This window comes from Nitrospira sp., from assembly GCA_030692565.1.
Classification (GTDB): domain Bacteria; phylum Nitrospirota; class Nitrospiria; order Nitrospirales; family Nitrospiraceae; genus Nitrospira_D.
In genome coordinates this window covers 355033-380645 of the sequence record JAUYAO010000058.1, presented here as the reverse complement: position 1 = coordinate 380645, position 25613 = coordinate 355033, and the positions used below count along the sequence as shown (strand labels likewise).

20 protein-coding genes and 1 other RNA gene are annotated in these 25613 nt (G+C 57.4%); 3 read left to right on the top strand and 18 right to left on the bottom strand.

Features of this window, described 5'->3' with window-relative positions; genetic code table 11:
• Positions 1 to 9 precede the first annotated feature (9 nt).
• On the bottom strand, positions 10 to 1869 hold the full coding sequence (locus Q8N04_18565) for a RiPP maturation radical SAM C-methyltransferase (GenBank protein MDP3092684.1): 1860 nt from the start codon (positions 1867 to 1869) through the stop codon (positions 10 to 12).
• Between the two features lie 39 nt (positions 1870 to 1908).
• Positions 1909 to 2259: a 4a-hydroxytetrahydrobiopterin dehydratase gene (locus Q8N04_18560; GenBank protein MDP3092683.1), complete on the bottom strand. Its 351-nt coding sequence runs from the start codon at positions 2257 to 2259 to the stop codon at positions 1909 to 1911.
• A 172-nt stretch (positions 2260 to 2431) separates the two neighbouring features.
• On the opposite strand from Q8N04_18560, the gene Q8N04_18555 reads away from it, so the two are divergent.
• The gene (locus Q8N04_18555) at positions 2432 to 3793 is read left to right on the top strand and encodes an amino acid permease (protein ID MDP3092682.1); all 1362 of its coding nucleotides are present in this window, start codon (positions 2432 to 2434) and stop codon (positions 3791 to 3793) included.
• Positions 3794 to 4534: 741 nt separating this feature from the next.
• Here the strand turns inward: Q8N04_18555 and Q8N04_18550 are convergent.
• The 3 genes from Q8N04_18550 to Q8N04_18540 all read right to left on the bottom strand — a co-directional run bounded on the left by Q8N04_18550 (position 4535) and on the right by Q8N04_18540 (position 6279).
• Positions 4535 to 4837 carry a hypothetical protein gene (locus tag Q8N04_18550; GenBank protein MDP3092681.1) on the bottom strand — a complete coding sequence of 101 codons (303 nt, stop codon included), beginning with the start codon at positions 4835 to 4837 and terminating at the stop codon, positions 4535 to 4537.
• A 149-nt stretch (positions 4838 to 4986) separates the two neighbouring features.
• Positions 4987 to 5805 (bottom strand): polyphosphate kinase 2 family protein, encoded by an 819-nt coding sequence (locus tag Q8N04_18545; GenBank protein MDP3092680.1) that lies wholly within the window; start codon positions 5803 to 5805, stop codon positions 4987 to 4989.
• 126 nt (positions 5806 to 5931) lie between these two features.
• Positions 5932 to 6279, bottom strand: coding sequence for a hypothetical protein (locus tag Q8N04_18540; GenBank protein MDP3092679.1), 348 nt, complete (start codon positions 6277 to 6279; stop codon positions 5932 to 5934).
• A 252-nt stretch (positions 6280 to 6531) separates the two neighbouring features.
• Here Q8N04_18540 and Q8N04_18535 point away from each other — a divergent pair, with 252 nt between their 5' ends.
• Positions 6532 to 7017, top strand: coding sequence for a macro domain-containing protein (locus Q8N04_18535; protein MDP3092678.1), 486 nt, complete (start codon positions 6532 to 6534; stop codon positions 7015 to 7017).
• Between the two features lie 46 nt (positions 7018 to 7063).
• Here Q8N04_18535 and Q8N04_18530 read toward each other — a convergent pair whose 3' ends face one another.
• The 3 genes from Q8N04_18530 to ssrA form a co-directional block, all read right to left on the bottom strand.
• On the bottom strand, positions 7064 to 8302 hold the full coding sequence (locus tag Q8N04_18530) for an SUMF1/EgtB/PvdO family nonheme iron enzyme (GenBank protein MDP3092677.1): 1239 nt from the start codon (positions 8300 to 8302) through the stop codon (positions 7064 to 7066).
• Positions 8303 to 8537: 235 nt separating this feature from the next.
• Positions 8538 to 9101, bottom strand: a complete 564-nt coding sequence (locus Q8N04_18525) for a heme-binding beta-barrel domain-containing protein (protein ID MDP3092676.1) — start codon at positions 9099 to 9101, stop codon at positions 8538 to 8540.
• A gap of 398 nt (positions 9102 to 9499) precedes the next feature.
• Positions 9500 to 9849: a transfer-messenger RNA gene (ssrA, locus tag Q8N04_18520) on the bottom strand.
• 160 nt (positions 9850 to 10009) lie between these two features.
• On the opposite strand from ssrA, the gene Q8N04_18515 reads away from it, so the two are divergent.
• A complete protein-coding gene (locus Q8N04_18515; protein MDP3092675.1) occupies positions 10010 to 10681 on the top strand; it encodes a methyltransferase domain-containing protein in 672 nt (223 codons plus the stop codon).
• A gap of 70 nt (positions 10682 to 10751) precedes the next feature.
• Here the strand turns inward: Q8N04_18515 and Q8N04_18510 are convergent, their stop codons facing one another.
• The 10 genes from Q8N04_18510 to Q8N04_18465 form a co-directional block, all read right to left on the bottom strand.
• Positions 10752 to 12086, bottom strand: coding sequence for a hypothetical protein (locus Q8N04_18510; protein MDP3092674.1), 1335 nt, complete (start codon positions 12084 to 12086; stop codon positions 10752 to 10754).
• Between the two features lie 95 nt (positions 12087 to 12181).
• Positions 12182 to 14140 carry an N-6 DNA methylase gene (locus Q8N04_18505; GenBank protein ID MDP3092673.1) on the bottom strand — a complete coding sequence of 653 codons (1959 nt, stop codon included), beginning with the start codon at positions 14138 to 14140 and terminating at the stop codon, positions 12182 to 12184.
• Positions 14141 to 15972: 1832 nt separating this feature from the next.
• Positions 15973 to 17610, bottom strand: a complete 1638-nt coding sequence (locus tag Q8N04_18500; GenBank protein MDP3092672.1) for a hypothetical protein — start codon at positions 17608 to 17610, stop codon at positions 15973 to 15975.
• 9 nt (positions 17611 to 17619) lie between these two features.
• On the bottom strand, positions 17620 to 18258 hold the full coding sequence (locus Q8N04_18495) for a DNA-3-methyladenine glycosylase 2 family protein (GenBank protein MDP3092671.1): 639 nt from the start codon (positions 18256 to 18258) through the stop codon (positions 17620 to 17622).
• A 33-nt stretch (positions 18259 to 18291) separates the two neighbouring features.
• Entirely contained in the window at positions 18292 to 18678 is a 387-nt protein-coding gene (locus Q8N04_18490; protein ID MDP3092670.1) for a RidA family protein, read from the bottom strand.
• Positions 18679 to 18702: 24 nt separating this feature from the next.
• Positions 18703 to 19653 (bottom strand): NmrA/HSCARG family protein, encoded by a 951-nt coding sequence (locus Q8N04_18485; protein ID MDP3092669.1) that lies wholly within the window; start codon positions 19651 to 19653, stop codon positions 18703 to 18705.
• Between the two features lie 15 nt (positions 19654 to 19668).
• Positions 19669 to 20400 carry a glucose 1-dehydrogenase gene (locus Q8N04_18480; protein ID MDP3092668.1) on the bottom strand — a complete coding sequence of 244 codons (732 nt, stop codon included), beginning with the start codon at positions 20398 to 20400 and terminating at the stop codon, positions 19669 to 19671.
• Positions 20401 to 20412: 12 nt separating this feature from the next.
• Positions 20413 to 21018, bottom strand: coding sequence for a nitroreductase family protein (locus Q8N04_18475; protein ID MDP3092667.1), 606 nt, complete (start codon positions 21016 to 21018; stop codon positions 20413 to 20415).
• A 4-nt stretch (positions 21019 to 21022) separates the two neighbouring features.
• The gene (locus tag Q8N04_18470; protein MDP3092666.1) at positions 21023 to 22438 is read right to left on the bottom strand and encodes an efflux transporter outer membrane subunit; all 1416 of its coding nucleotides are present in this window, start codon (positions 22436 to 22438) and stop codon (positions 21023 to 21025) included.
• Positions 22431 to 25610, bottom strand: a complete 3180-nt coding sequence (locus Q8N04_18465) for a multidrug efflux RND transporter permease subunit (protein ID MDP3092665.1) — start codon at positions 25608 to 25610, stop codon at positions 22431 to 22433. The genes Q8N04_18470 and Q8N04_18465 overlap by 8 nt, the downstream gene beginning before the upstream one ends.
• Between the last annotated feature and the right edge of the window lie 3 nt (positions 25611 to 25613).

Below are 25613 nucleotides of genomic sequence, written 5' to 3'. Positions count from 1 at the left end.
CGATGCAGTTCAGAGAAATTGGTTTTCTGGAATCGCCAGAGTGAAATACTTCCCACGCTCTTCGTAGAGAATACGACGGCTCGTCAGAATACTCAGGGCATCATTCAGTTCTTCATCTGACAACGACAGATCACTCTTCGCTTCTTTCAATACCGCGAGAATCTGATCCCTGCTCTTCGCAGCCTCATTGCAGGCCTCGATGATACCGGCGGCCGGCCAATCGAACCGCTGCCTGGTCGGAACCTGAGGATCCCGCCCGTCGTAGACCGTGATGTAATCCATAGACTTGGAGTAATACAAAAACGGTCGGTCGCTGCCGCGCGCCCGGCGCTGCCATTCCTCCACCAGACCGACCAGTTCCTGATAGAGATGCGGATCCACCGGCCAGTGATCCAGCTCATAATCGAAATCATAGGCGATCTTCAGCAAATCAAGGCGCGCCGCATCATACACATACTCATAGGCCATCCCCGGCCCTGTAATCCGCACACCATATTCATGCGGACGCGTAAAGTAGGGACTGAACCGCTGTAGCCAGAATTTCCCGGTCGCTTCCGGCGCCTGCAAATGGAAGAGCGAGGGAAGCAAATCGATCTGCCGCCGATAATCCTCGTTCGTCTCACCAGGGAATCCGAGCAGAATATTCCAGGACACCGCGACACGGTAGTAGCTGCTCCACTTCAGACACAGGATGTTCTGCATGGGCGTCACGCCTTTGTCCATCGCCTTAAGCTGCGTCAGGCTGAGACTTTCCAGGCCCGGCTGCATACACTTCACGCCCCCCACCGCGAGCGTGCGGATCTGACTCTTCTGAAGATTGCTCTTGGTTTCGATGAACACATCGAGATCGCAATGCGCCGCGGCAAACTGGCCGAACAAATTCTCGACATACTTCATGTCGATGATGTTATCAACCAGCCTGAACCGGGTCGTGTCGTACCGGCTGGAGAGCGCCGTCATCTCGCGCGCCGCCTGATCCGGCGCTTTCGCCCGGAACTTCATACTCTGGGCATTGAGGCCGCAGAACGTGCAATGGTGCTTCTCCCCCCACCAACAACCGCGCGAGCCTTCGTAGAGGAGAATGCGGTCCAGGCCCTGCGCCGCATCACCGAGTTCGGCCAGCAGATGGTAATAGTCGTCGTAGTCCGGAGGCCCGGTCTTCGCAAAATCGGCAAACAGCGCCGGGTTCGGTGTAAACCGAATCTGACCATGCTCCCGGAAGATCACTCCATTCGGAACCGCGTCAGACGTCCCCTCTAGGACATGGCGCACGAGGGCGGGCACCACCTCTTCTCCTTCGCCCACCACGACATAGTCGATAAAGGGGAACGCCCTGAAGTACTCCATCCCCATCTCGCCGTCGTAGTTCGCCCCGCCGAAGATGATCTTCACCTCCGGATACAGATCCTTGATCATCTTCGCCAACGTCAGGCTCGCGACATTCTGATCGAAAGTCGAGGTAAAGCCGACGAGCTTGTACTGCCCCCAATCGATCGCCGTCATCGCCCAGGTGAGAAACTGCGGCGCCGTTCTCGTCGCCATGTCTTCAAAAAAAGAGATCGACTGCCCGCTCTCCTGAGCCACTTGCTCGAAGACCGGCTTAAAGACCCGGGGGTATTCCGCACGCTTGGGATTGTCGCGAAACAGGAGATAGGAAAAGAGCCACTCGCCAAAGAGCGCCCGCTTTTCGCAGATCATTTCATAGAGAGGGACACCGATCTTGTGGGCGAAACGGACATTCAAATGGTGGCAGTCAACCGGGACCCCCTTCGACTTGAGCAGCGCCGAGAGGGTGCCCAGTTGGATCGACGGGTACTTCGAATAACTGAACGGCATATTGACGAGCGCCACCTGCGCCTGATCGCTCATCTGTTGCCCCGTCCGTTCATCATGGCAAGATTGCTCGAGTTAGGATGCGGCAGCTCGGAATGGCTCAAACTCCCGGTCGGCTTTTGCCGCGAGATAGAAATCGCTCTCCGTCAAACCGTTGATCTTGTGCGTCCAGACCTCCACCTTGCACTTCCCCCAAGCCAGGTAGAGGTCAGGATGATGGCCTTCGGCTTCGGCGATCGCGCTCACTTTATTCACATAGGCCAAAGCCTGAGCAAAATCCTTGAATGTATAGAGCCGTTCAAGATGCCCCGATCCGTTCAGCGTCCAGCCTCGTCCCAATTCTTTCAGCAGAGCCTGCGCACGATCAACGGGAACCGGCGGCACACCACCGCGGCAGGGAATGCACTTATTGTCGGCAAGACCCATAGCGGCCTCCTTTGTGAGAGAAGAGTATTGTAAAGGGGCCATGCGCGGAGAAACAAGACGGGGACAGCCTTCGATCGGACACAAATGGAAGGTAGACACAGCTCAAAACATCAGACAGTCAGCTAGCGCCGCCTTGCCTCACGGCCCATTTCCGCGCATCATGCCGGCAATTATGCCATCCACATCGTCGCAACCGGATCAGTCCGCGCCTCTGCGCGTCGGCTGGTTCACCGCCTCCTGCGTGCTCGTCAGCAATATCATCGGGGGCGGTATCTTCACGACGACCGGCATTATGGCGCGCGACCTCGGAGATCCGCTGCTCATTCTCCTGTTGTGGGTCATGGGAGCCCTCTTCGCCGTCGGCGGCGCGATGATCTATGGCGAGCTAGGCTCCCGTCTGCCCCATGCCGGCGGGGACTATGTCTACTTGAAAGAAGCCTACGGACCGCTCTTGGCTTTCCTCAGCGGCTGGACATCGTTCACCATCGGCTTCGGCGCCGCCGTGGCAGCCTCGGCCATCAGCTTCTCCTCCTATGCGATGCGCGTCGTGCTGATACCGGATGAGTCAGGGTGGATCGCAAAGGGCCTCTCACTCGCCCTCCTCTGGAGTGCCACCCTTATCCATTGTCGAGGCGTTGGAACAGGCGGCCGCCTGCAGTTGCTGCTCACGACCACCAAAGTTGTGGCCATTGGAGGACTCATCCTCGGCGGACTGTCGGCCGTGATCGGACAGGCACACGCTCTCTTCGCCGAACCGATTGTGCAGAGTCCGACGCTAGGCGCAGCCGCCATCGCTCTCGTCATCGTGACCTACTGCTACCTCGGCTGGAACGTCGCCGGCTACATTGCCGCCGACATCGAGAATCCCCAAAAGGCCTTGCCAAGAATCATGATCGGGGGAACAGCATTCGTTGCCGTGATTTATCTCTTGCTGAATGTGGTGTACCTGTCAGCCTTGTCCATCACGGAACTGGCACAGGAACCCATTGTGCCGGTGGCGGAGAAAGTCGCTGCGGCCTTGTGGGGACCGCAAAGCGGGCGACTGGTTGCCGCTATCCTCTGCCTCTCTATCGCGGGAGCGGTCAGCGCGATGACCTGGGCCGGCCCCCGTGTCTACTGGGCCATGGCACGCGACGGCATGATCAGCCCCTGGCTCGCCCAGGTGCACCCTCGAACCAATGTGCCGGCCCGCGCGATCGTCTTCCAAAGCCTCTGGGCTTCGCTGCTGATTCTCAGTGGCACGTTCGAACAACTCCTGGTCTATAGCGGCTTGGTCCTTTCTCTGTTCATGGCCCTGACTCTCTCCACGATCTTCCGCCTTCGTCAGACAGGCTCCACCCATCCACAATATTTTCGCGCGCCGCTCTATCCACTCTTGCCGATCACACTCGTCTGCGGAGCGGCTACCCTGGTTATTTCCAGTGTGCTCGAGCGACCGCTAGAATCCCTTTACGGCGCGGCCACCGTCCTGAGCGGCATCCCGCTCTACTACATCTGGCGCAGGCCTCACAATCCTCAAAGACCATCATCCTGACTCGCTCGTCACAATATTCTCCAACAAGGCGGCAGCGAGCGACATGCCGAGGCGCACTCTTGGTGCACGGCAAAGCATTGAGCGAGACGACAACGATGTTGGAGAATATTTTCACGAGATGAGAAACAGCACGGGCGACCTTGCACTATGATGGGAGGTCGCCCGCGTGTGGCGCTTAGGACGCCGGGAGCAGTATTCCGATGTCGCGGCCCGTACAGACCCGTACGATGAGAAATGCGAGTACGTTTCTAATCGGGGGAGACTTCGTCAATCCCAGGTACTGGTGTTCCTTGCTCTAGCACAGACTCTCCACCATGATCAGGCTGATACCAGATGGTCATTCGTGCCTTCACGGCACGGCCTGGAGAAAGTCGACTAGAACGACCGACGAGAAACCCGCCTCCGCATCGACGGGCCTGACGGACCAGGTGGCGTTGCGTCGCTCATATCCACCCTCCTCTCTGATGAAGTCAGCGAGAAACCTGGATAGCAGCCGCGCGGTCTGCCCGATCTCCCGCACTTCCGAAAATCATAGGCCGCAATTCGGATCTACGCCCATTAGAAAACCATGTCAATGGAGAAAGCCTGAATTTTTCCTCAAGGCAATAAAGCATAACCTATGCCCGAAGACGGTTCGCATTATGTCGGCTCTGTCAGTGACTCGGCTCTGTGGCCGCAAATGAAATGGGGGAACAGCCTTACAGCTGTTCCCCCATTCTTGATGTGACCGTCAGACTCCTTTTAGTAGCCTGATCCTTGGGCTTTCCGCTTTGCCTTCTCGATTTCTTCCGTCATTTTCCCTTCGGCCTGACCCTTGTGTTGGGCCGCTGTCTCCTCCATCTTCCGCTCAGCCTCGGTCTTCACGTTACTGGCCCCCTGCCGGGCGCTGGACGAGGATTCGGTGGCAGAGCGTTTCGCATTCGCCATCTCCTGGTCAAGCTTCTGCTGCATATCACCAGCCGAGGGCACCTGGGCAGACGCCACGAACGCGGACCCGATCACAAGAGTACAGAGAGTGAGAGAAACAAGAATGGCGTGTCGCATCTGAAGACTCCTTCTCAAGAGATTGTAGGTAGAGCGAACTAGCGGCTTGAAGCAGCGTACCGAACAATTTACGTACATTCAAGACCCTACCTTGCGAATAACTTAATCTCCCCAATATCTACTTCATACTACTTCATTTCCTTGTCGTATTAGACGATTTTGAGTGTCGAAAAATCGACGCCTTCAGGGCCCGGTGGCGTCGTGAGCTTCAAACCTTCAAGCGCCTCAACGACACGCTCTGCCACCACCAGATTGCGATACCACTTTCGGTTCGCCGGCACGATGTACCATGGCGCATGTTTCGTACTGGTCGCCGAGATCACGTCTTCGAAGGCTTGCATGTATCCGTCCCACAACTTCCGCTCCTCCAAGTCGCCGGAATTCCATTTCCAGCGCTTTTCCGGATCGGCGATGCGGGCTTCGAGTCGCTCCTTCTGTTCGGCTTTCGAAATATGGAGAAAGAATTTCAGGATCACCGTGCCGTTTTCGTGCAGCAGCTCTTCGAACTCCTTGATCTGATTGAAGCGCCGCTTGACAATAGCATCCGACACCCACCCATGGACCCGCGTAATGAGCACATCTTCGTAATGGGATCGGTTGAAGATACCGATGTGCCCGCTCGGCGGGACTTCACGATGGACTCGCCAGAGAAAATCGTGCGCCAGTTCGTCTTTCGACGGGACCTTGAAGGCCACGACCTTGCATCCCTGGGGATTCACGCCGGACATCACATTCCGAATCGTCCCGTCTTTGCCACTCGTATCCATGCCTTGCAACACGATGAGCACGGATCGTGTGGCATTGGCATACAGACGCTCCTGCAACCCCGCGAGCCGAGCGATAAGTTTTGCCGTATCCGCTTTGGCCTTGTCCTTACCCTGATCCGTCTTCTTGTACTCCCCGGTCTCATCTGGATCGTGTGCTTTCAGCTTAAACTTTCCAACTGATGTCACTTCATACTGTTTCATTCCGGCGCCCTTTCCACGACATGGTCAGACGGATACGCAAAGCTCCGTCCTCATCTATGCACCGCTACCATACGCCGACGGCTTAAGAGATGGAACGGGGGGACGAGGACCGACACCGAAAGAGTTCTACTCTGAGGGGCGATCTTTTTTTATCTGAGAAGGGGGCCGCATGAGTTCGCTGAGACTCAATGACGGCTGAGGGTCTTGAGGCGGAGAAGTGAGCAATGTCAGATTCCCGAAGAGGAAGGCAAATAACCCGCAAGCGGCGACTCCGATCATGATGAGCAACATGCCGGGCCCGTCGCTGGTCCAATGCGCCTTCTGCCCCACACCGAAGAGAAAGATCATCCCGGCCAGCGAGAGCAACGTCAGACCACCGGTGATGATCCGAGTCATGATTCGGATTACGCCGTTCCCGCACACCAGACCCCAAATCAGCAGACCGAGCACCGCACCGATGATAAGAACGTTCATGGTTCCCCCTCCGTGACCGTGATCCCGCACCATAATGGTACGCATAATCCGCGCCATCGCGAAGGGAAAACACGTTTCGCCATGAACCGCCCGCGTAACCCCACTCGCGAGCCTGTACGACGGACAGGCAGCCCTATCGACGATCTCTACCTGAAAGATTTTCCATGCCTTTGCGATTGACCTCGTCGCATCGACGACTTATCTTCTACGGATGACACTTGCAGGATTTATCCTTCACTACAGAAAGGGCTCATGATGATTAAAGAAGTCACCGGTGACATCCTCCTCTCAAAGGCTGGCGCGGTCGCGCATGGCATTGCTCCCAACGACGACTTTAAGCAAGGGCTCGCGTTAGCCCTCCGGGAACAATGGCCCGCCATGTACAAAGACTTCCGCCACTATTGTCAGACCTACAATCCCAAGCCTGGAAGCCTGTGGAGCTGGAAAGGGCCGGGATCGCCCGTCATCATCAACCTGTTTACGCAAGAAGCGCCGGACGGCCATCAGAGCAGGCCCGGGAAAGCGACGGTGCCCAATATCAATCACGTCCTGCATGCGCTGAAGAAAGAAATCCAGGATCAGAAAGTCACGAGCTTGGCCTTGCCGCGCTTGGCCACCGGCGTAGGGGGACTCACCTGGGACGAGGTGCAGCCGTTAATTCAGTCCACACTGAAGGATGCCGGGATTCCGGTCTACGTGTATACGACGTATAAGAAAGGCGTGGCAGCAGGCGAGTAAGGAGAGAAGGGTTTCCGTTTCGTGATCGGAAGGTGTCTGAACTGCCCTACGGCAGTTTGGGCACCTCCTGCGCACAGCGAAATCCGACGTTCGGATCTTGTTCTGTCGGATCGCCCTTTGTTCGAAACGAGGACCGTAGCCGATAGGGGTTGTTGATATAGGATCCTCCGCGCTGAACCTTCGCCGTCCCTTCGCTCGGCCCCCGCGGGTTGATGGCCGGGTTCTTGGCAAAATTGGTATAAAAATCCTCCGCGTACCAATCCATCACCCATTCATAGAGATTGCCGGCCAGGTCGTGGACGCCGTACGCGCTCCTCCCTTTGTCACGATTGCCGATGGGAGAGACGGTCTCGCCACCGCCTTCCTTCAAACCAAACACCGCATGGGCCGGCGTCGGCGCCTCGTTTCCCCAGGGATAGATACGCCCATCCGTCCCGCGGGCCGCTTTCTCCCATTCTGCCTCGGTAGGCAATCGCTTGCCGGCCCAGAGACAATACCCCATCGCATCCATCCAGCTCACCCAGCGTACCGGCCGATCCGCATGAGTCACCGGCGTATCCTTATCCGAAAACCCCCACGGCGGTTCACTCTGAATGGCCTCGACAAACTTGGCGAATCGCCCGTTCGTAACTTCAAATTTGTCGAGATAAAAGGTGTCGACATAGACACGATGCACGGGGGACTCGTCATCGTCACCTTTGTCGCTGCCCATCGTAAACTCGCTGGCCGGCACCAACACCATGGGAGCCCCGTCCTTCCCGGTGATGTCCGCAGGCGGCTGAACCACGGGCTTTGAGGCCACCACACCATTGGCAGGATGCGGACCCTTCGCCGGGGGTTTGATCTCGCTTTCCTGCCCCTTAGGTTTGGGCGGCGATGGCACGGAGTCCGGCTTTGTTGGACCAGATTCCTTCCCCACGTTGTCTACCGGGCCACTCGCAGCCGGCACCTTGACCGGAGGCTTCTGCTCGCCTTCTTGTACCTTCGGCTTGGATGGAGTTTGAGTTGATTCTATTTTTCCGGGAGCCGCTTCTTTACCGGTGCTTTCCGGCGAAGCTCCTGGAATCTGAGCCTTGACCGGAGGTTTCACCTCAGTGTCCTGCGCATGGGGTTTTGGCAGGGTTGGGTTGGGCACTGAGACAGGGGGAATCGCGGGAACCGGTGTTGGAGTCGATTCTGACTTGGGGGCCACCGTCTCATCCGCCCATACGGGGGAGGCGGCACAAGACAATCCCATCACCATCACCATCACCATGAACGTGGTAATCGCTGATCGAATGTCCATCCACCAACCTCTCTTGGATTTCACCGACCCGGCGATAACGCGGCGCACTTCCCTAATACATCTTATCAAGGTACCGAAAAGAGGCCGGCAAATCTAGGGCATCCACCACCACTAGAACTTATTGATGGTCAGATCACAGGCGGGAACACACCTGCCTACGGTCAAGGCAACCTCACTCACAGACACCGCGGCAAGCTCGGACAGCGACAATCGCCATTAGATCGGCAATCGCCGTCTATCCGACTCGATTTACTGTATTGGCGTCAGTATGGTGAAAGAGCTCCTTCTGCCCCTTGATCTTTAACTGCGTGTCCTCTCTATAACTGAAGCTGTCCCGGCCATGCACGGTAATCTTGAGCTCATACCGGACAGTCTTGAACTCCCGGTCGAGAAACTTATTGGAGCAGATCCCATAGGTATCCGACCCCGCATCCGCTGAAATCTCAAAATCCTTCGCATCGGCCTCGACCATTCCTCCGGCCAGCACCGTTACCCCGCGCGGGACGACGAAACAACGCAGCACCTGCTTGGCGGTGGCATCCCAGAGCCAATACCCGGTGTCCTCGTGAAACGGCGTGTCTTCACCGAGTCGCCACGCCACAGTCGAATACCGCAGCCCGTAGAGCTCCTGCTCATGATTCTTCACCGGCCCGAATGGTTCGAACGTCAGCCGTTCCCGAAACGCATTCCGCTCCGTCCCTCGATCGTCTGATGGGGCCACGTCGGCCCCTTTGTCTCCTTCCCACACGCCGGCGAGCGAAGCCAGAGGGCCGAGCTGTTTCGCAAGATCAGTATTCATAGCGCTCCTTTGTCACCGTCAGAAGGTCTCCACGTTGTCCAACTATCGAAACATGGGAGATAGATGACAGACTTCTAGCAAAGTCAGGCAAAGAGAATCAATTTGTAGCAACGGGGGGAGGAGATGACGAGAAGACTTCGGATATCGGTCAAGACCGACAATCCCTGGAGGGAACTGATCCGCTGGCCTCTATTGGAATAGACAGCCGGCGGGTCGCACCTAGTGCAGTATTACACGATGAACTGCCGAAGGGGGTTCTCCCGTCGCCCGGAACCATTTATATTGGCTCCGGGTCGAGCGAGGTGTTGCAAAGACAGGAAACTCACTGGAGGGGTTTCTCCGGCGCCTTCAATCACAATAAATCGAAAAAGAGGCGCCGGGTCGCACAAAGTGCGGTTTGGTGGAGGCGAGGGGAGTTGAACCCCTGTCCGAAGACCTTCAGCACAACGGATCTACATGTTTAGCCGATCGTTTTAGTTTCGCAGCCACCCACGCCCACCGGCTGGCTTAGACTGGCCACTAGCCCAGTATTGTCTCGTCCTCAGCCGCTGAGCACCAGCATTGGACCAGCCCGCTGTATCGCGCTCCGACCACCCCCGCGGGCCTCAGGTGGAGGAACGTCGCAGTTAATTAAGCTGCGAGTGCCAGTTCTTGATTGGCAGTTACATTTTCCCGGAGGATTTACGAGACCCCGAGAGCTCGACATGCACCGCTGACTTTAGTATCCCCGTCGAAACCGGTCGCCCCCTTTCATTCGTAGCGTGAACGGTCTGGCGTTCAAGGAGAGAGATACGCATCATACCGCATGGGTCAAGGGGATACCAGGACCGCGTGAAATGACTCCGGCCATCCGCTCGACGATGATTAGCATAGCCCCGCGATGCAGAAGGGGTTATGCTGAAGACTGAATGGAAACACACTCGCCAGGTTACGACGTCAAGACCACCGGCTACCGCGTGGGAACCGCCACCTTTCAGATTCGGACGCTGCTGGATCAGCGCCAGTTCTCAGACCCTGACGGCTCGGCGGAACTGGCGGGCATTTCCGCAACCTCCTGGCCGAATTTCGGCACGGTGTGGCCGGCTGGGCTGGCGCTGGCAGAAGAGATGAGCCGGTTTCCCTTCGAAGGCAAGAGTATCCTGGAAGTCGGGTGCGGCATCGGCCTTCCGAGTCTCGTCCTGCAACAACGCGGCGCCAATATCACCGCGACCGACTATCATCCGCTGGCGGAAGAGTTCTTACGGCACAACACCGATCTGAATGGACTCGCCCCGATCCCTTTTTTCAAAGCGGCGTGGATGGAGCCACATCTCAATAGCGGCCGATTCGATGTGATTATCGGCAGCGACCTGCTCTACGAACAGGACCATCCCGCCTTACTCGCCGGCTTCCTCGCAGCCCATGCCAACCCATCCTGCCAAGTTCTCTTGGTCGATCCAGGCCGCAGCCAGTGCAGCCAATTCAGCAGCCTCATGGCCGCCCAAGGCTACGCGCGCACCGAGGCGCGTCTCCGCCTGCCGGAGAGAAACACGCCATTCTTCCCGGGACGCCTCTTCAGCTTCGTCCGCGCCCACGCGTAATTGCAGCCTTCTCTCGAACACAGATCCCTGATTCCACCTCACCTAATTTCTATACGCAGTAGGCCTGTGATTATGAGATGAATCGTTCGATGATTTTGCCTGCATCCTGTGCTATTTCACGTTCAAGCACATCGGCTGATGCCCTGGCCTTAGCGGATGCTTCAGCAAGATCGGCGATGACAGATTCTTCAGATGGCTTGAGGCGTACAAATTCAAGGTTTGCGAGATCCTCACTTTCAATCTCCGGGACGCTCGAACCAAATGCGAGAGCCTTCACAACAGGGCGGCCCCATTGCGGATGAGAAAGTGCGGTCACAACATAGCCAATACGTATACCATTGTCTTTTTCTGGGGCAACACGGATGACGTGATTTGAGACGACTTGGTTGTCTAGAGCCTCCGTAGCCAATATTGCTGTCCCGATAATGCCATAGACCTGACCTGAGCATGGCATGAGAATCCACCCGCTCTTGACGCGCCCAAAAAAGTCGTCACCAAAGCGACAATCTGCAAACCTTTTTGTCAAATCAGGAGAGACCTCTAGCAGATCCGCGCTATCACGGTAGATGACGCCGTCTTGTGCAGGAACTCGCTTGTAACGTCCTGGAACCCAAACACAATACCCCTCTTTGACAAGGGTAGTAAAACCTTCCGCGTTCTTCGCGAGGTGGCGGCGAATCGTTATGACGCCCGGATTGTGAACAGATGCATCGAATCGGCGCCGGCCACCAAGAAATGCTTTTGAAGCCTTGACCGTGAAGCCCTTTTCTCCCCAGTCACTGACTTTCAGTGGACCCAATGCTTTTTCAAAGCGGGCTTCGGCCTCCATCGTCAGACGGTAGCCCGCATTGCGAAGCTCGAGGATGCGAGCGACACGGCTGGAAAAGTCTGCGGCAGTCGAATCGTCCACAGTTGGAATTGGTAGCGCTTCCAAGTGGGAGGTTTCGAGATGCTTAATAATGTGGCCGTAGTGGGCACCGACGGTCATGGCTCGCACCTGTGGGGAGTGCAGATAGGCGTAAAGCCAACCCTTATCCCTCTGATCAAGTGCTTCCACGCGCAGTAGGTCGTGCGAAATTAGGGTGTTTTCATGCGGCGCATATGCAAGCGTGGCGCGACCGACTGATCCGGAACATGTAACGAGAATCATGCCAGGCTGAACAAAACGGTTCGCAGCATCGGCAGTGCGTGAGAGAGCTAGCCACTTACGCGGAATTGGCCGAATGTCGTATGCCTGCGTGGCGGCAAGAAAAGGCGTTCCAAAATCACGGCTGACCTGGATACCCTTCAAGCGCCCAGGCATCCAGACCCTGGCAAGTTTGCTAAAGCGGGTCCAGCCCTTGGCTTTGCCTTCAATTGCCAGTCGGATACCAAATCCAGACGACAGATACGTTTCGGCCTCCATCCGCCGATCACCAGCAAGGAGTTGATTCACCCTCACACTGGCATGCTTGAGCGCATGCCAAGGCCATGTCTGTTTTGGTTTCGGGGGTGGTGCGACTAGTCTTGCTCGGAAAGCCACTTGCGGAATTCCTGGGCGATCTGGAGGGTGTTGTCATCAACGATTTTACGTCGGGTCGTTTGTTGTCGGTAGATCGGGGTTCCTTCTTCCCATTCCTTGATCTGTTCCTCGAGTTCTTCGACGATCTCGTTGCCCTTGCGGTCACGAACGTACGTGGTGTTTCCGCGCTTATCATGTCCGACATGATTGGCAACCGCCATAAAGACTGAGTAGTCGTTGATCCGACCAGCAGCTTTTTCAACAGCGATCAATTCGTCAGTCTTGCGCTGAAGCACAAGGACACTTGTCTGGATGCTCACGAAGGGCTGGAATGTATCAGGATGCAGATCCACGCTCGCAAGAATTCTCGTATTTCGCAATATCCACTCTCTCACGTAGCCGAGACCAGGCGAGCCAAGTATGCCGTCTGGCAGAACGATTGCCGCTCGCCCCGTCCCAGGCTTTAAAAATCTAACGCATCGTTCTATGAACAAAATCTCGGGCGGCTGCGATTTCTGAACGGCCCCGGTCTTGTTCCATCGATCGGTGACTTTGTCGTAGGACCAGGTGTGGCCAAGGTCGTACTTCTCAAGAATCGCCGGGTCGGTCACAGGGATTTTTGATCCAAATGGTGGGTTTGTAAACAGGAGATCCACGTTCCCCATGAGATCAATCTTTCGAAGATCGGAATCCCATGTCACCGGAGCTTCCAGCGAGTTTGCTTGAAACAACCCGCCTGCTCCGTCATTGTTCATCACCATATTCATCTTTGAGGCTTTTACTAACTCGGGATTAAAGTCTATCCCGGTGATAGATTGCTCGGCGTATTTCTTGATACGGTCCTTTGCAGCCTTTTCCGCTCGCTCGACCTTGTTACCCCACTTAGCCATTTCCGCGGTGCGAATTTTTTCGATAACATGGTTCATGGCTGTTATGAGAAAGCCACCTGTTCCACATGCGGGATCAAGGATCAACTGTTTCTCTCCAGGATCCAACATCCCGACCGCCATCCTGCAAATATTGCGAGGGGTGAAGAACTCACCTCGGTCGCCCCTGAGGTTGGAACCGACAATTTCTTCATAAGCTCGCCCCTTCACATCAATGTCGCTCTCCAGCAGAGAATACATCTGAAGCTGCGTCACTAAGTATGCAAGTACAATGGGCTTGAGCTCTATGCTCTCTGATTTCTTGAAGATGGTCGGATAGTCGTCCTTGACCTGGCTGAACAGCCCTTCGATCCGTTTTTGGACTTTGAGCGGGCCATTAACGCCATGTCGCTCATTCGCGGCGGTATAAAATTCCACTTCGTCATTATGTCGCTCGTCGTGGATCTTACAAAAGATGAGCTTCAGCAGTTCCCAAAATGCCTGGGGCTTCTGGAGTCCTTGATTCCCCGCGATATAATTGTGGCAGCGGCGGAACGCGAACAAGAGCGCATCAGATGTGGCAGGCTTGAGTTGATCAAAGCGCGGGCGCTCGGCCTCGTCACCCTCGCGGCCAAACCCTGGCACATCAGGAACTTCCTCTACCGTAACCTTTCCACCTTTGACTATGCGTCGGTAGCAGAATCGCTCCATGCCATTGGTCCACATACCGTACTGAACATTAGGGCATGCGGCCATATAGCTCTGGAGCTGTCCGACGCCGTCTTTTTTGTCGGCAGACTTCACCGTCGGAGCCTTGCACTCAACAATCATGTGAGCGTTTTCTTGTTCGTGTTCGGTTTCAGGCGGCAAGATAACAAGATCAGCACGAGGCTTGCGGGTACCAATACGTAACGTGAACTCTACCTCAATATCTACCTTAGCGTAGCCGTACTCGCGGACAAGCGACTTAGCTATTTCCTGACGAACATATTCTTCTGGAGTCTCGAAACGTTGGGTCTTCCCATCGATGAAATCGAGTATCTTCCCCTGCTCAACAATAATTGCGTTTACGCCGATATCTGCACCGCTCATGGAATCAGATCCTTTGGCCATAAGGAAAACACCCTCGATTCCTTGCGCTTGGCCATATCAGACGAAAGTAGGTAGCTATAGAAGAAGGACTCTTACGTCGGTCGCGCAGGACAGTAGCCAGAAGCTCCACAGCCTGTCAATCGTTTCTATTCACCCGGAGACCGATATTGCCAACGACGGCAAGACCTAATCATTTAGGGCTCCACGATCAATGATGATCAGTGCCTCGTAATCGTCAGGAAGATTTTCCAATGAAGCCCACCAGGGTGGTGGTTCGCTCGGATGTGGTGGCTTCCATTCCGTTGTATCTTCGCTCTTCACTGGAGTGAATTGGGTTTTTACCAGGAGGCGCGTTGGATTGAAATCGGTCCCTCGTAAGTCAGGACACTTCGGCCTAATGTCCTCGATCATGGAAATGATTTCTTGGGGAGGGTGAGATCCTTCAACATACGTTGTGCCTCTCACTGCTCTGGTAATGACAAAAGCCGCGACAGGATTTGGTGTCGCACAGCCAACCCACCGACACCCTGACACTTTAGAGATAAAGTCTTCGACGAGTCGTGTCGCTATTCCTCTCCGTCTATGAAGTGGTAAAACCGCTAATGAGTCGATCCACGCAATGGGACCTGAGCCAGAATCGAGTGTCCGAGAATAGAGATAACCCACCATCTCTTCTGAAGCCTGAGCCGCGAACAAATGGTTTGTGCTCGATAGTCTTTCTCGGGTTGTTTTGGGGCCGAGCCGGTACGGTTTCCTTGTCTTTGGATTCTCGCCGAAACTATGGCTAAATACGGTCGAGATCCCTTTCACAAGGTGATCGCTCTCCGACGCGCCAGGCCCAGGATACGAGTAAAATTGATACGCCGATAAATCTTTCAATTGGTCACGACTGGTGAGAGAGGGAAAAGAGCGACGCGCCCTATGACAAGCCTATTTTTCAATGACAAGGAGGGCTTCAAACTCATTGGGTAGATGCTGAAGACTTGTCCACCAGGGCGGCTCAGGGGTATTTCTTCGCGGACACCACTCCCTCTGGTCTGATCGGGACAGTGGGCTAAAGCCGGTCCTGATTCTGAAGTGGTCCTCGTCAATGTGACACCCGCGCAAGTCGAAACAATTTTGACGGATCTCCTTGAGCAACAAGCGCAGCGCATATGGCGGATAGCATGACCCAATGTATGCCTTACCTTGCACTTCCCTAGTCGCAATCAGAGCCGCAATAGGATTTGGGGTTGCGAATCCAAAGCGAGGAGCCATTTTCGTTAGCGAACAAAATCTTCGAACTAGTGAAGTCGCCACTCCACTCCTTCGATACAACGGCAGAACAGCCATAGATTCAATCCAGGCAATCCTGCCTTGAGACGACGGTATTTCCTTCCCAAAAAGATAACCAATACCAGACCGGTCGTCTCCGGCCACAAGAAGATAATCCGTCTCTAATAAGCGTTCTGTGATTGATTTCGGCCCCATTCGATAAGGCCTACCGTCTGGCCTAAACCCAAAGCTTTCATTGAAAATACTGGAAACGAGCTTGACCAGTGATTCGTTGTCAGTCGCAGCATGTGCGGCATAACAAGTTACAGGCGGAACAAATATTTCTTGCTGTGAGCTCACTGCAAGGGGGGATGAGGTATCTGCTTCGCTAAGAGAAAGCGTGAGATGGTCAATTCGAGGTTGAGTAGGGATGCCAGAAAACAAATCCATGAGACCTCGCCAAAAATAAGGGAAGTCAATGATTAATCTTATAGTCCAGTAGGGAATGTCGGTCAACCAGCATTTTACCAGGCAAGTAGCTCAGACTCTTATTGACCATGTGGGTAAAAGCGAGACCGTCACGCGCTTTTAAACCGCGTCACCTTCGCAAAAACGATTGCGGCCAAGGGCAGGGCTAATCCTAACAACAATTGCACAATGAGCAGTGAACCGAGGTGGCTATAGTCGGCGGGTATTTGGATCGCGCCGGTGGCGACATCCTTCACCTCTCGCGTCACCACATAGGCATCGTTCAAGTACTTGGTCCCGAGCTGGCTCAAGGACAGCGCCAGGTTCGTGAACGAAGCCATAACGGCAAAGAAGGTAGCTTTCAAATTCGCCGGCGCTGAGTTGGCAATCCAGGCCAGCATCGGAATCATGGAAATCTGCCCGAGCGGCGATTCCAACGCCGTATCGATCAAAGCAATGAAGCGCGCATCGACGAATCCGCCCGTCATCCGCGCGGTCCATTCGTGCAAACCGTAATACATGCTCACCACCGGCAGCGTGAGCACCGTCCCGATCACCGTCAGAAACCCCACCACATAGGCGATAGATCGCTCGGCCATGAACCGCCGAAAGATAAACATGCCGGCCAGCGTCAACGTACTCCCGATCAGCGAGAGGATCGACAAAAACTGCTGATCGAACTTCAGATCATCGATCATCCACCACGTCGCCCCAGGCCCGGTTCCCGGAATCGCGCGGAAGATGAAGACGACCATCGCGGTCCCGACCAGCGTGTATCGCTTATCCGGCTCCAGCTCACGCACCAGCTTCGCCATCAGGAACAAGACAATGGCCATAGAGCCGGCAAACACGATTTCTTCACTGTAGGGGAATCCGCCCAATCCGACCGTGACGGTAAAGAGTGCAAAGACCAGACTCCCCCCGAGAATCCACCAATTGGGCGTCGTCGCCTCACTCCCGTCACCCCGGACATTCACCATCTCTGTAGCCTGCGCAGGCGAGAAGCCTTCCTGAACCAGCGCGGCCTTATGCCGTCGCTGCAGCACCCAGGCGACGCCGACGCCGAGCACTGACACGAAGGGAATCGCCAACGCCATCAGATACACTTGCTTGTACAGTCGAACCAGCTCCGCCTGCGGCAACCCCTCCGTCCCGCTGAATACATAGACATTGATCATCGCCACCACAATGCCCCCGCCCACAATGGCCACCCGCCCGAGCGTCTGCATCGTCGTGTGCATGAGCTTGCGCGTCGGCTCGTCAAACAGCTGGCCCTTCTCATCGACGCGCGGCACTGCCTCGACCGTCATCGCATCCGCCACTGCATCCTGGATGACATATCCGATGGGCGAAAGAAGCGCACTGATCACAAACCAGACTTCCGCCGGGAGCATCGCCGTCATCGCCTCACGATTGCCGATCAGCGCGGCCATGATCCCGAGACTGACAGCCAGCAAGCCCGCCCCGAGACCGACGAGCCAGCTCTTCCAGCGCCACAAGAGATCCACCGTATGCCCGATGGGCATCTTGAGTGCCCAGGGAATGCCGGCCCAGAATCCGAGCGCAGCGAGAAACGACGCCGACAGCCCTAAGTAGTCTTTGACAAAGAACGTGCCGACGATCCCCGTCAGACCGGAGATCCCGTACGCCATATAGACCATGAGCGGCGGAAGATAGGACAGCCGCATCTCACGACCCAGGGAAAGAATGTTGCGATCAATCCACTCGTAGATGCCGGTCAATTTCATGAGCTCCCTTCACAGTAGCGTCGTCTCCTGTTTCGTCCGATCGGCAGCGCGCCACAAATACCAGGCCGCCGCTGTTCGATACGGCTTCCATCTCTCGCCATACCGCAAGACTTCTTTCGGCGCCGGCATCCTGCGTCGGCGATAGGCGACGCGAAACCCGTTGCGCACACCAAAGTCGTCGACCGGCAAGACATCCGGCCGGCCCAGCTGGAAGATCAGCAGCATCTCGACCGTCCAGCGTCCGACCCCTCGCACCTCGACAAGCCGTTCGACAATCGCCTCATCGTCGAGCGTCTTGATCTCACGGCCGGTCGGGACCGTCCCATCGAGTGTCCTGGCCGCCAGATCGCGCAGTGCCAGAACCTTTGCGCCTGAAAATCCCGCGCCGCGAATGGCATCGGCATGGGCCGTGAGCAGTTCGGCTGGCCGGGGAAACCGCCGGCCGGGAAAGAGTGCGATGAACCGCTTCAGAATGCTTTCGGCCGCCTTTTCATGAAGCTGTTGAAACGCAATCGCCCGGGCCAGGGACTCAAAGGGAGTACGCCGTACTCTCGGAATCAGAGCAAACGGCCCCACCTCGCGAATCAACCGGCGCATCACCGGATCCACGCTGGAGAGATGCCGGATGGCTGAGGCTGATCCCTGCATAGGCAATGAGCCCTCGTCGCCTGGGACGGCTAACTAGTGCGGCGCGATCGCTTCCGCCTCGATCTCGACCAACATATCCGGATCGATCAACCGCTTCACTTCCACCATTGTCGTCGCGGGCCGGATATTCCCGAAGACTTCTCCGTGCGCCCGGCCGACCTCCTGCCACTGATCGATATTGGCCATATAAATTCTGGTCCGCACGACATCGGCGAGCGACACCCCGGCTTGGCGCAACGCCGCCTCGATGGTCTTGAACGTCTGAATCGTCTGCGCATAGGGATCACCCTTGCCCACCAGGCCGCCGGGCGTCATCGCCGTCGTTCCCGACACCTGCACATGGGCACCGACACGCACGGCGCGTGAATACCCGATCGTGGCTTCCCAGGGACCGCCGGTGGAAACATTCTGCCGTGCCATGCTCACTCCTTTGTCAGATCGTCGTTAGGTTAGGGGAATGCGGTTCTTGTTCTGTGCGAGCCACGCCTCAAACGTCAGCAGCGCGGGATTCAGACTCCGCGCCACGGCGGGATTCCGTGGTCCACAAAACGCCTCGTTAAAATCGTGCTTGAACTGAAACATGTTGCCGAGATCATCGGCGCCGGGAAACCCGAACGCCCGATACTGCTCGGGCGTCACCACGTTGTACCGCACCGGCTGACCCAACGTCTTGGTCATAGCCGCAGCCATCTCGGCTCCGGTCAAGTGCTCACCGGCGATGGCCACGGTCTTCCCGATATATTCATGGCCTTTCTTGAAAATCCCGAATGCGCACTTGCCGATGTCTTCTGCAGCGATCCCGGGCAACTTTTTATCGCCCATTGGAAGCGTAAAGGCCAGCGTGCCATCCGGTCCCTTCTTAGGACCCATCCCGAACGAAATCATATTGTCCCAGTAGAACGACGTGAGGAGAAACGTGGTCGGCACGCCGAGCTTCGTAAACTCCTGATCGGCTTCCCCCTTCGCATCGAAATGCGGAACCTTATACTTGCCCATCAGCGTGGGCATGCGATTGTCCGTCAGCGGCACCCACTTGCGTGTATCCTCCAGCGTCGACCAGACGGCATGTTGCACGCCCGCCTTCTTGGCCGCCGTCGCCTGCGCCTTGACCTGGGCATACTCTTTTTCCGGCGAGAAGTGCTCCCAGAAATTCGTCAGGCAGAACACGCCATAAGCGCCGGCAAAGGCGCGTGCCAGGCTGTCTGAATCGTCGAGATTCGCCGCCACCACGTCGGCCCCGAGCTTCGCCAAGGCCTTGGCCTTTTCCGAATTCACATCGCGCGTGATGGCACGAGCCACGAATCCGCTGCCCGGATCGTTCACGATCGCTCTCACCAACCCGCCACCCTGTGCACCAGTCGCACCAACCACTGCAATAATTTTCTTATCCGCCATACATGCCTCCTTCTGTCACATGACAATGCCGCCGCCGGCTTGAATCGTCTGCCCCGTTACCCACCGGGCCTGCTCACTGACAAGAAATGCGACGACCTCGGCAATATCCTCAGGTGTACCCAATCGCTTGAACGGCGATAGCTGTATCCCCATCTGCCGATAGGGTTCGGTCAAAATCCCCGTGTCCGTGAAACCAGGCGCCACCGTATTCACCGTGATCCCGCGCGGGGCCAGTTCCTGCGCGATTCCCTGCGTGAATTGTTCGAGCGCGCCCCGGCTTCCGAGATAGGCTGTGGCTCCGTAGTAGTGCAGCTTCGTCCCCGCACTGGAAATATTCACGATACGCCCCTGGTCGCGCATGACTCTGGCCGCTTCCTGCATCGCAAAGTAGGGGCCCTTCGCATGCAAGGCCATGAGCGCATCAAGGTCCGCTTCCGTTGTATCGAGCAGGGATTTCGGCACGAACTTCCCGGCATTGTTGACGAGGATATCCACCCGGCTGAACTGCGCCATCGTGTCCGTAACCAACCGGCGCGCCTCGGCCACCACGCTCATGTCGGCTTGCACTGCGACCGCTTTCCCGCCCTTGCCCTGAATGCCCGCGACCACCGCGCACGCCTTGCTCTCGCTCCGGAGATAGTTCACCACGACGAGCGCCCCGTCCGCCGCAAGCCGCTCTGCGATGGCCCGACCGATTCCGCTCGATGCGCCGGTGACGATTGCCACCTTTCCATTCAGGGAAGTCATCGACAGGTTCTCTTACACCGGCAGGGACGGAAGGGAACGGCCCCACTGTCCTGAAAAGGTAATCTCAGCCGTCGGCTTCCGTTCTCTCGGCTTCAACTCCCGCTGTTGCAGATAGTCTGGCAGGACGCTCAGCTCGCCGGGGTAGCCCACCGCAATCATGGCGACCGGCTCGTAGCCGGACGGAATCTTGAGTTCGGCCCGCGCCCGCTCAACGTCGAAACCCGCCATGGGATGCGCGACGAGCCCGAGCGCCGTCGCTTGCAACAGAAGATTCTCCGACGCCAGCCCGACATCGTGGAAAGCATGGCGATTGGGGCGTCCATCCTCTTCAAAAGCCATCCGCGCCACGGACAGCATCAGCACGGGAGCGCGATAGGCCCACTTGCGATTGCCCTCCATCAGACAGCCCAGAAGCCGATCATAGTCCGCCAACTCCTCTTTGGTTGCCACGATGAATCGCCAGGGCTGTTCATTGCTGGATGACGGCGCCCAGCGGGCCGCTTCAAAAAGCGCGTGAAGCTGATCCCGCCCCACCGCCTGTTCAGAAAATGCGCGCGGGCTCCATCGCCGTTTCAGCAGGTCGTGGAGAGGAAGCCGCGTCTCAACCGGTTTATCCATCTCGTTATCCTTTGTGAGGCTCCGCCTTCCGGTCCATTTCAGGCGACCATCCGCCGCCTAGCGCCTTATACAATTGCACGACCGACACGACGTGCAACCGGCGCGTTCCGGTCAAGGCCAGCTCGGCCTCGAACAGATTTCTTCGGGATACCAACACATCGAGGTAGTTGGCCAGGCCGCCTTTATAGCGCAGCTCCGCCAGCTTCAGCGCCGACTGCAACGCCGCCACCTGCTGCATCTGCGCCTCGCTCTGCACCCGTGTCGTACGCACCGCGACGAGAGAATCCTCGACTTCGCGAAACGCCGTGAGCACCGTCTTCTCGTACTGGGCCAGCGCTTGCCGTGCCTGAGCCTCGATCGCTTCCTGCTGAAATCCGAGCACCGGCCCACTCAACAGCGGCGCCGCAAACCCCATCCCTCCGACCCCGAAGGAGGCCGGATCGGTAAACAACTTCGAGAGTTGGGGACTCGCGGCACCCAGCAGCCCCGTCAGAGAGATCTTCGGAAATCGTTCGGCCTTCGCCGCGCCGATACGGGCGGTGGCCGCCGCCAATTGCTGCTCCGCGTCAAGCAGATCTGGTCGCCGCTGCAGCAGATCGGAGGGAAGTCCGGCAGGCACCGCCGGCGGCACCATCTGATCATTCAACAAACGGCCGCGAGGAATCGCAAACGGTTTACGGCCAAGCAGCACGCTCAATTGATTTTCCGCCTGGACCATCTGCCGTTCGAGTTCCGCCGCCCGCGCCGCCGCGTTGGCCCGCTCCGCTTCGAATTGATCCGTGTCCAATCGGGACGTCATCCCTTGCTTGAGCCGGGCCTGGGCGATGCGCACCGATTCTTCCCATGAATGCAGGGTCCGCTTCGCAGTATCGAGCTGATCGTCGAACTGCAGCAGATTGAAGTAGCTCTCGGCCACCCCGCTCACCAGCTGCAAGACCACCGCGCGCCGGTTCTCTTCTTTGGAAAGGAGATCCGCGCGGGCCGCTTCGTTGGATCGACGGATACGCCCCCAGATATCGAGCTCCCAGGAGAGATTGCCTTGGAGATAGTAGTTGAACGGGTTGGCGAAGCCGGGGAACAAAAAGATCGTCTTGCGGCCGAGGTTCGGCGCATTGCCTGACGCGGTGATCCCCGGCAGAAAATCGGACCGGGCAATGAGCGCGCGAGCCTGGAACTCTTCGACGGTAGCCACAGCTTTTTGCAGGTCTTTATTTTCAGCCAGCGCCATCTTGATCAGTCCCTGCAGCTGGTCGTCCTTCAACAGTTCCCACCAGGGTAGGTTCGCCAACGACGGCGCATCGGCCGGAGTTTCCGCCATCCGGAAGGTATCGCCGGCATCCGTCTTGGGCCGCTCATAATCCGGCCCGACCGCGCACGACGCGAACAGCAACGAGAGGCCAAGAGCCAGTGGCTTACGCATGATAGGACTCATCCTCCGATGAAGGAGACACGGGTGGTGATTCCAGCGCCGCTTCTTGGGATGCCCGGCGCTGGGTCAACCGGCGGGTCACCACGTAAAACAGCGGCACGAAAAAGATCGCCAGGAACGTCGCCGCGAGCATGCCGCCCATGACGCCCGTGCCGATCGACTGGCGGCTCGACGCACCGGCGCCTCTCGCCACGACCAGGGGAATCATTCCGAAGATAAACGCCATCGAGGTCATGATGATCGGACGGAACCTGAGCTTCGCCGCTTCCATGGCCGCCTCGATCAACGGACGGCCCGCTTCATAGCGCGTGTTGGCAAACTCGACGATCAGGATCGCGTTTTTGGCCGAGAGCCCGATCAAGGTCACCAGCCCGATCTGGAAATAAATGTCGTTTTCAAACCCGCGCAGAAAGACAGCGGTGAGCGCGCCGAAGATGGCGAACGGCACGGCCAGAATCACGGCAAAGGGAACGACCCAGCTCTCGAACTGCGCGGCCAAGACCAGAAATACCATCAGCAGTCCGACCGCGAAGACCACGCCGGACTGCCCCCCCACTCGTCGCTCCTGAAACGAAATATTGCTGTAGTCGATCGAGTAGCCCTGCGGAACCAGGATCTCCTTGCCGACCCGATCCAGCGCTTCGAGCGCCTGGCCCGAACTGAAACCCGGAGCCGCCGCACCCAATACCAGCGCCGTATTGTAGCCGTTGAAATGATTCACCGGATCCGGCCCGCTCTGATACTCCGTCGTCACGACCGTATCGAGCGTGATCATATTCGTGCCTTGCGGTGTTTGCGCACGCACATAGATCTTCGACAAATCCTGGGGCGTGGCGCGATACTCGGCTTCGGCTTCGGTCTGCACATGATACACCCGGCCGAATTTCACAAAGTCGTTGATGTAGAAATTGCCGAAGTAGGCCTGCAACGTGTCGAAGATATCCGAGATCGGAATCCCCAGGGCCTTCGCCCGTTCCCGATTGACGTTCACATACAGCCGGGGAGAGGAGACACGGAAATTCGTCCCGACCCGGCCGATCGCCGGTTCCTTCTGCGCCCGTTCGACGAACTGCTGGGCCACCGCGGCGAACTTCTTAAAGTCCCCGCTGTTAGGATCTTGCAGCTGCGCGGAGAATCCCCCGACCGCCCCCACGCCGCGAATGGCCGGCGCATTGAAGGCCAGGATCAGCGCTTCGGGAATTTTTGCGAACTCGGCGTAGGCCGCACCCACCAGCGCCTTCGCATGATTCTGCGGCTCGGGGCGCTCGTCCCAGAGCACGAGCGGCACAAACATCGTCGCCGCATTCGGCCCGCGCGTGCCGAACACAAAGTTCTGGCCGGACAAGGCATCGGTTGAGTGGACCGCCGGATTCGCTTGGAAATAGCGCTCGATCCGTTCGAGCACCGCATCGGTCCGCTGCTTCGACGCGCCGTCCGGCAACTGCGCCACCACAATGAAATAGCCCTGATCCTCTTCCGGAAGAAAGCTTTTGGGCAACGCCTTGAACAGCCCCGTCGAGACGACCAGCAATACGCCGAAGAGCAGCATGACGAGGACCGGTCTCGCCAGGAACGAGCCCACAATCCTGGAAAATCCCCGCTGCGTACGCCCGAAGTTGCGATCGAAGAAAGCCCAGAAGCCGCCGCGCGCTTCATGCTGCGGGAGGAGCACCATGGCGCATAACGCCGGGCTCAGCGTCAGCGCGACAAATCCTGACACGGTCACGGAGATGGCGATCGTCGCGGCGAACTGTTTATAGAGCGCGCCGGTAATTCCGCCGACAAAACCGACCGGCACAAAGACCGACACCAGCACCAGCACGATCGCAATGATCGGGGAGGTGACTTCGCTCATCGCCCGCTTAGCAGCCACCTTCGCCGAGACACGGTCTTCGCGCATGTGGCGCTCGACGTTCTCGACCACGACGATCGCATCGTCCACCACGATTCCGATGGCCAGTACCATCCCGAAGAGCGTGATGGTATTGATGGAAAAGCCCAACGCATAGAGCCCGATAAAGGTGCCGATCAGTGACACCGGCACGGCGACGGTCGGAATGATCGTGGCGCGCCAGCTCTGGAGAAACACATAGACCACGAGCACGACCAGCACCATGGCCTCCGCCAGCGTCTTGACCACTTCCTTGATCGACACCTCGATAAACCGCGTCGTGTCATAGGGAATGTCGTAGGACACGCCGGGCGGGAAATTCTTGGTCAGCTCGTCCATCTTCGCGCGCGCGCTACGGATCGTGTCCAGGGCGTTGGCCCCCGGCGAAAGAAAGGTCAGAATAAAGGTCGTGGGTGTGCTGTTCCAGCGGCCCTCCAGCGAATACGATTGCGCGCCCAGCTCGATGCGGGCGACGTCTTTGAGCCGCACCGTCGAGCCGTCCTGCAGGGCGCGCACGATGAGTTCCTCGAAATCCTTCACATCGGTCAGCCGGCCTTTGGAAATGATCGGGATCGTCAGCTCCGTGCCTTTCGGCGCCGGTTCCCGCCCAATGGTCCCGGCGGGGTAATCGCGACTCTGTTCGCGGATGATCGCGGCGATGTCGCTCGGAATCAGGCCCAGCTTCGCCATCTGCGGCGGATTGAGAATGACCCGCATGCTGTAATTCTGCTGGCCGAACACCAACGCGTCGCCCACGCCCCTGACCCGCTTCAGATCGTCGACCACACGCAACGTCGCATAATTCGAGAGAAACACCGCATCGTGGCGGGGGTCGGTGGACTTCAGCACGATGACCGCCACCAGGTCGGGAGACATTTTCTTGACGGACACGCCCTGCCGGATCACTTCCGTCGGCAGCTGCGGTTCCGCCAGCTTTTCCCGGTTCTGGGTTTGCACCTGGGCGATGTCGGGATCCGTCCCGATCTCAAAGGTCAGCTTGATAGTCACATGACCGTCATTGCTGCTGGTCGACTCGAAATAGAGCAGATTGTCGATGCCGGGAAGAGTGACCTCAATCGGACGGGCGACGGCTTCGGCGGCCACCTCCGCGCTGGCGCCAGGATAGTCGGCATCGATCTGGACAACCGGCGGCGTGATTTCAGGAAACTGCGCAACCGGCAGAAACTGCAGGGCGAGCAGGCCCATGACGACAATGACGATGGAGACCACCGACGCAAGGATCGGCCGGTCGATAAAGACGTGCGATGTCACGAT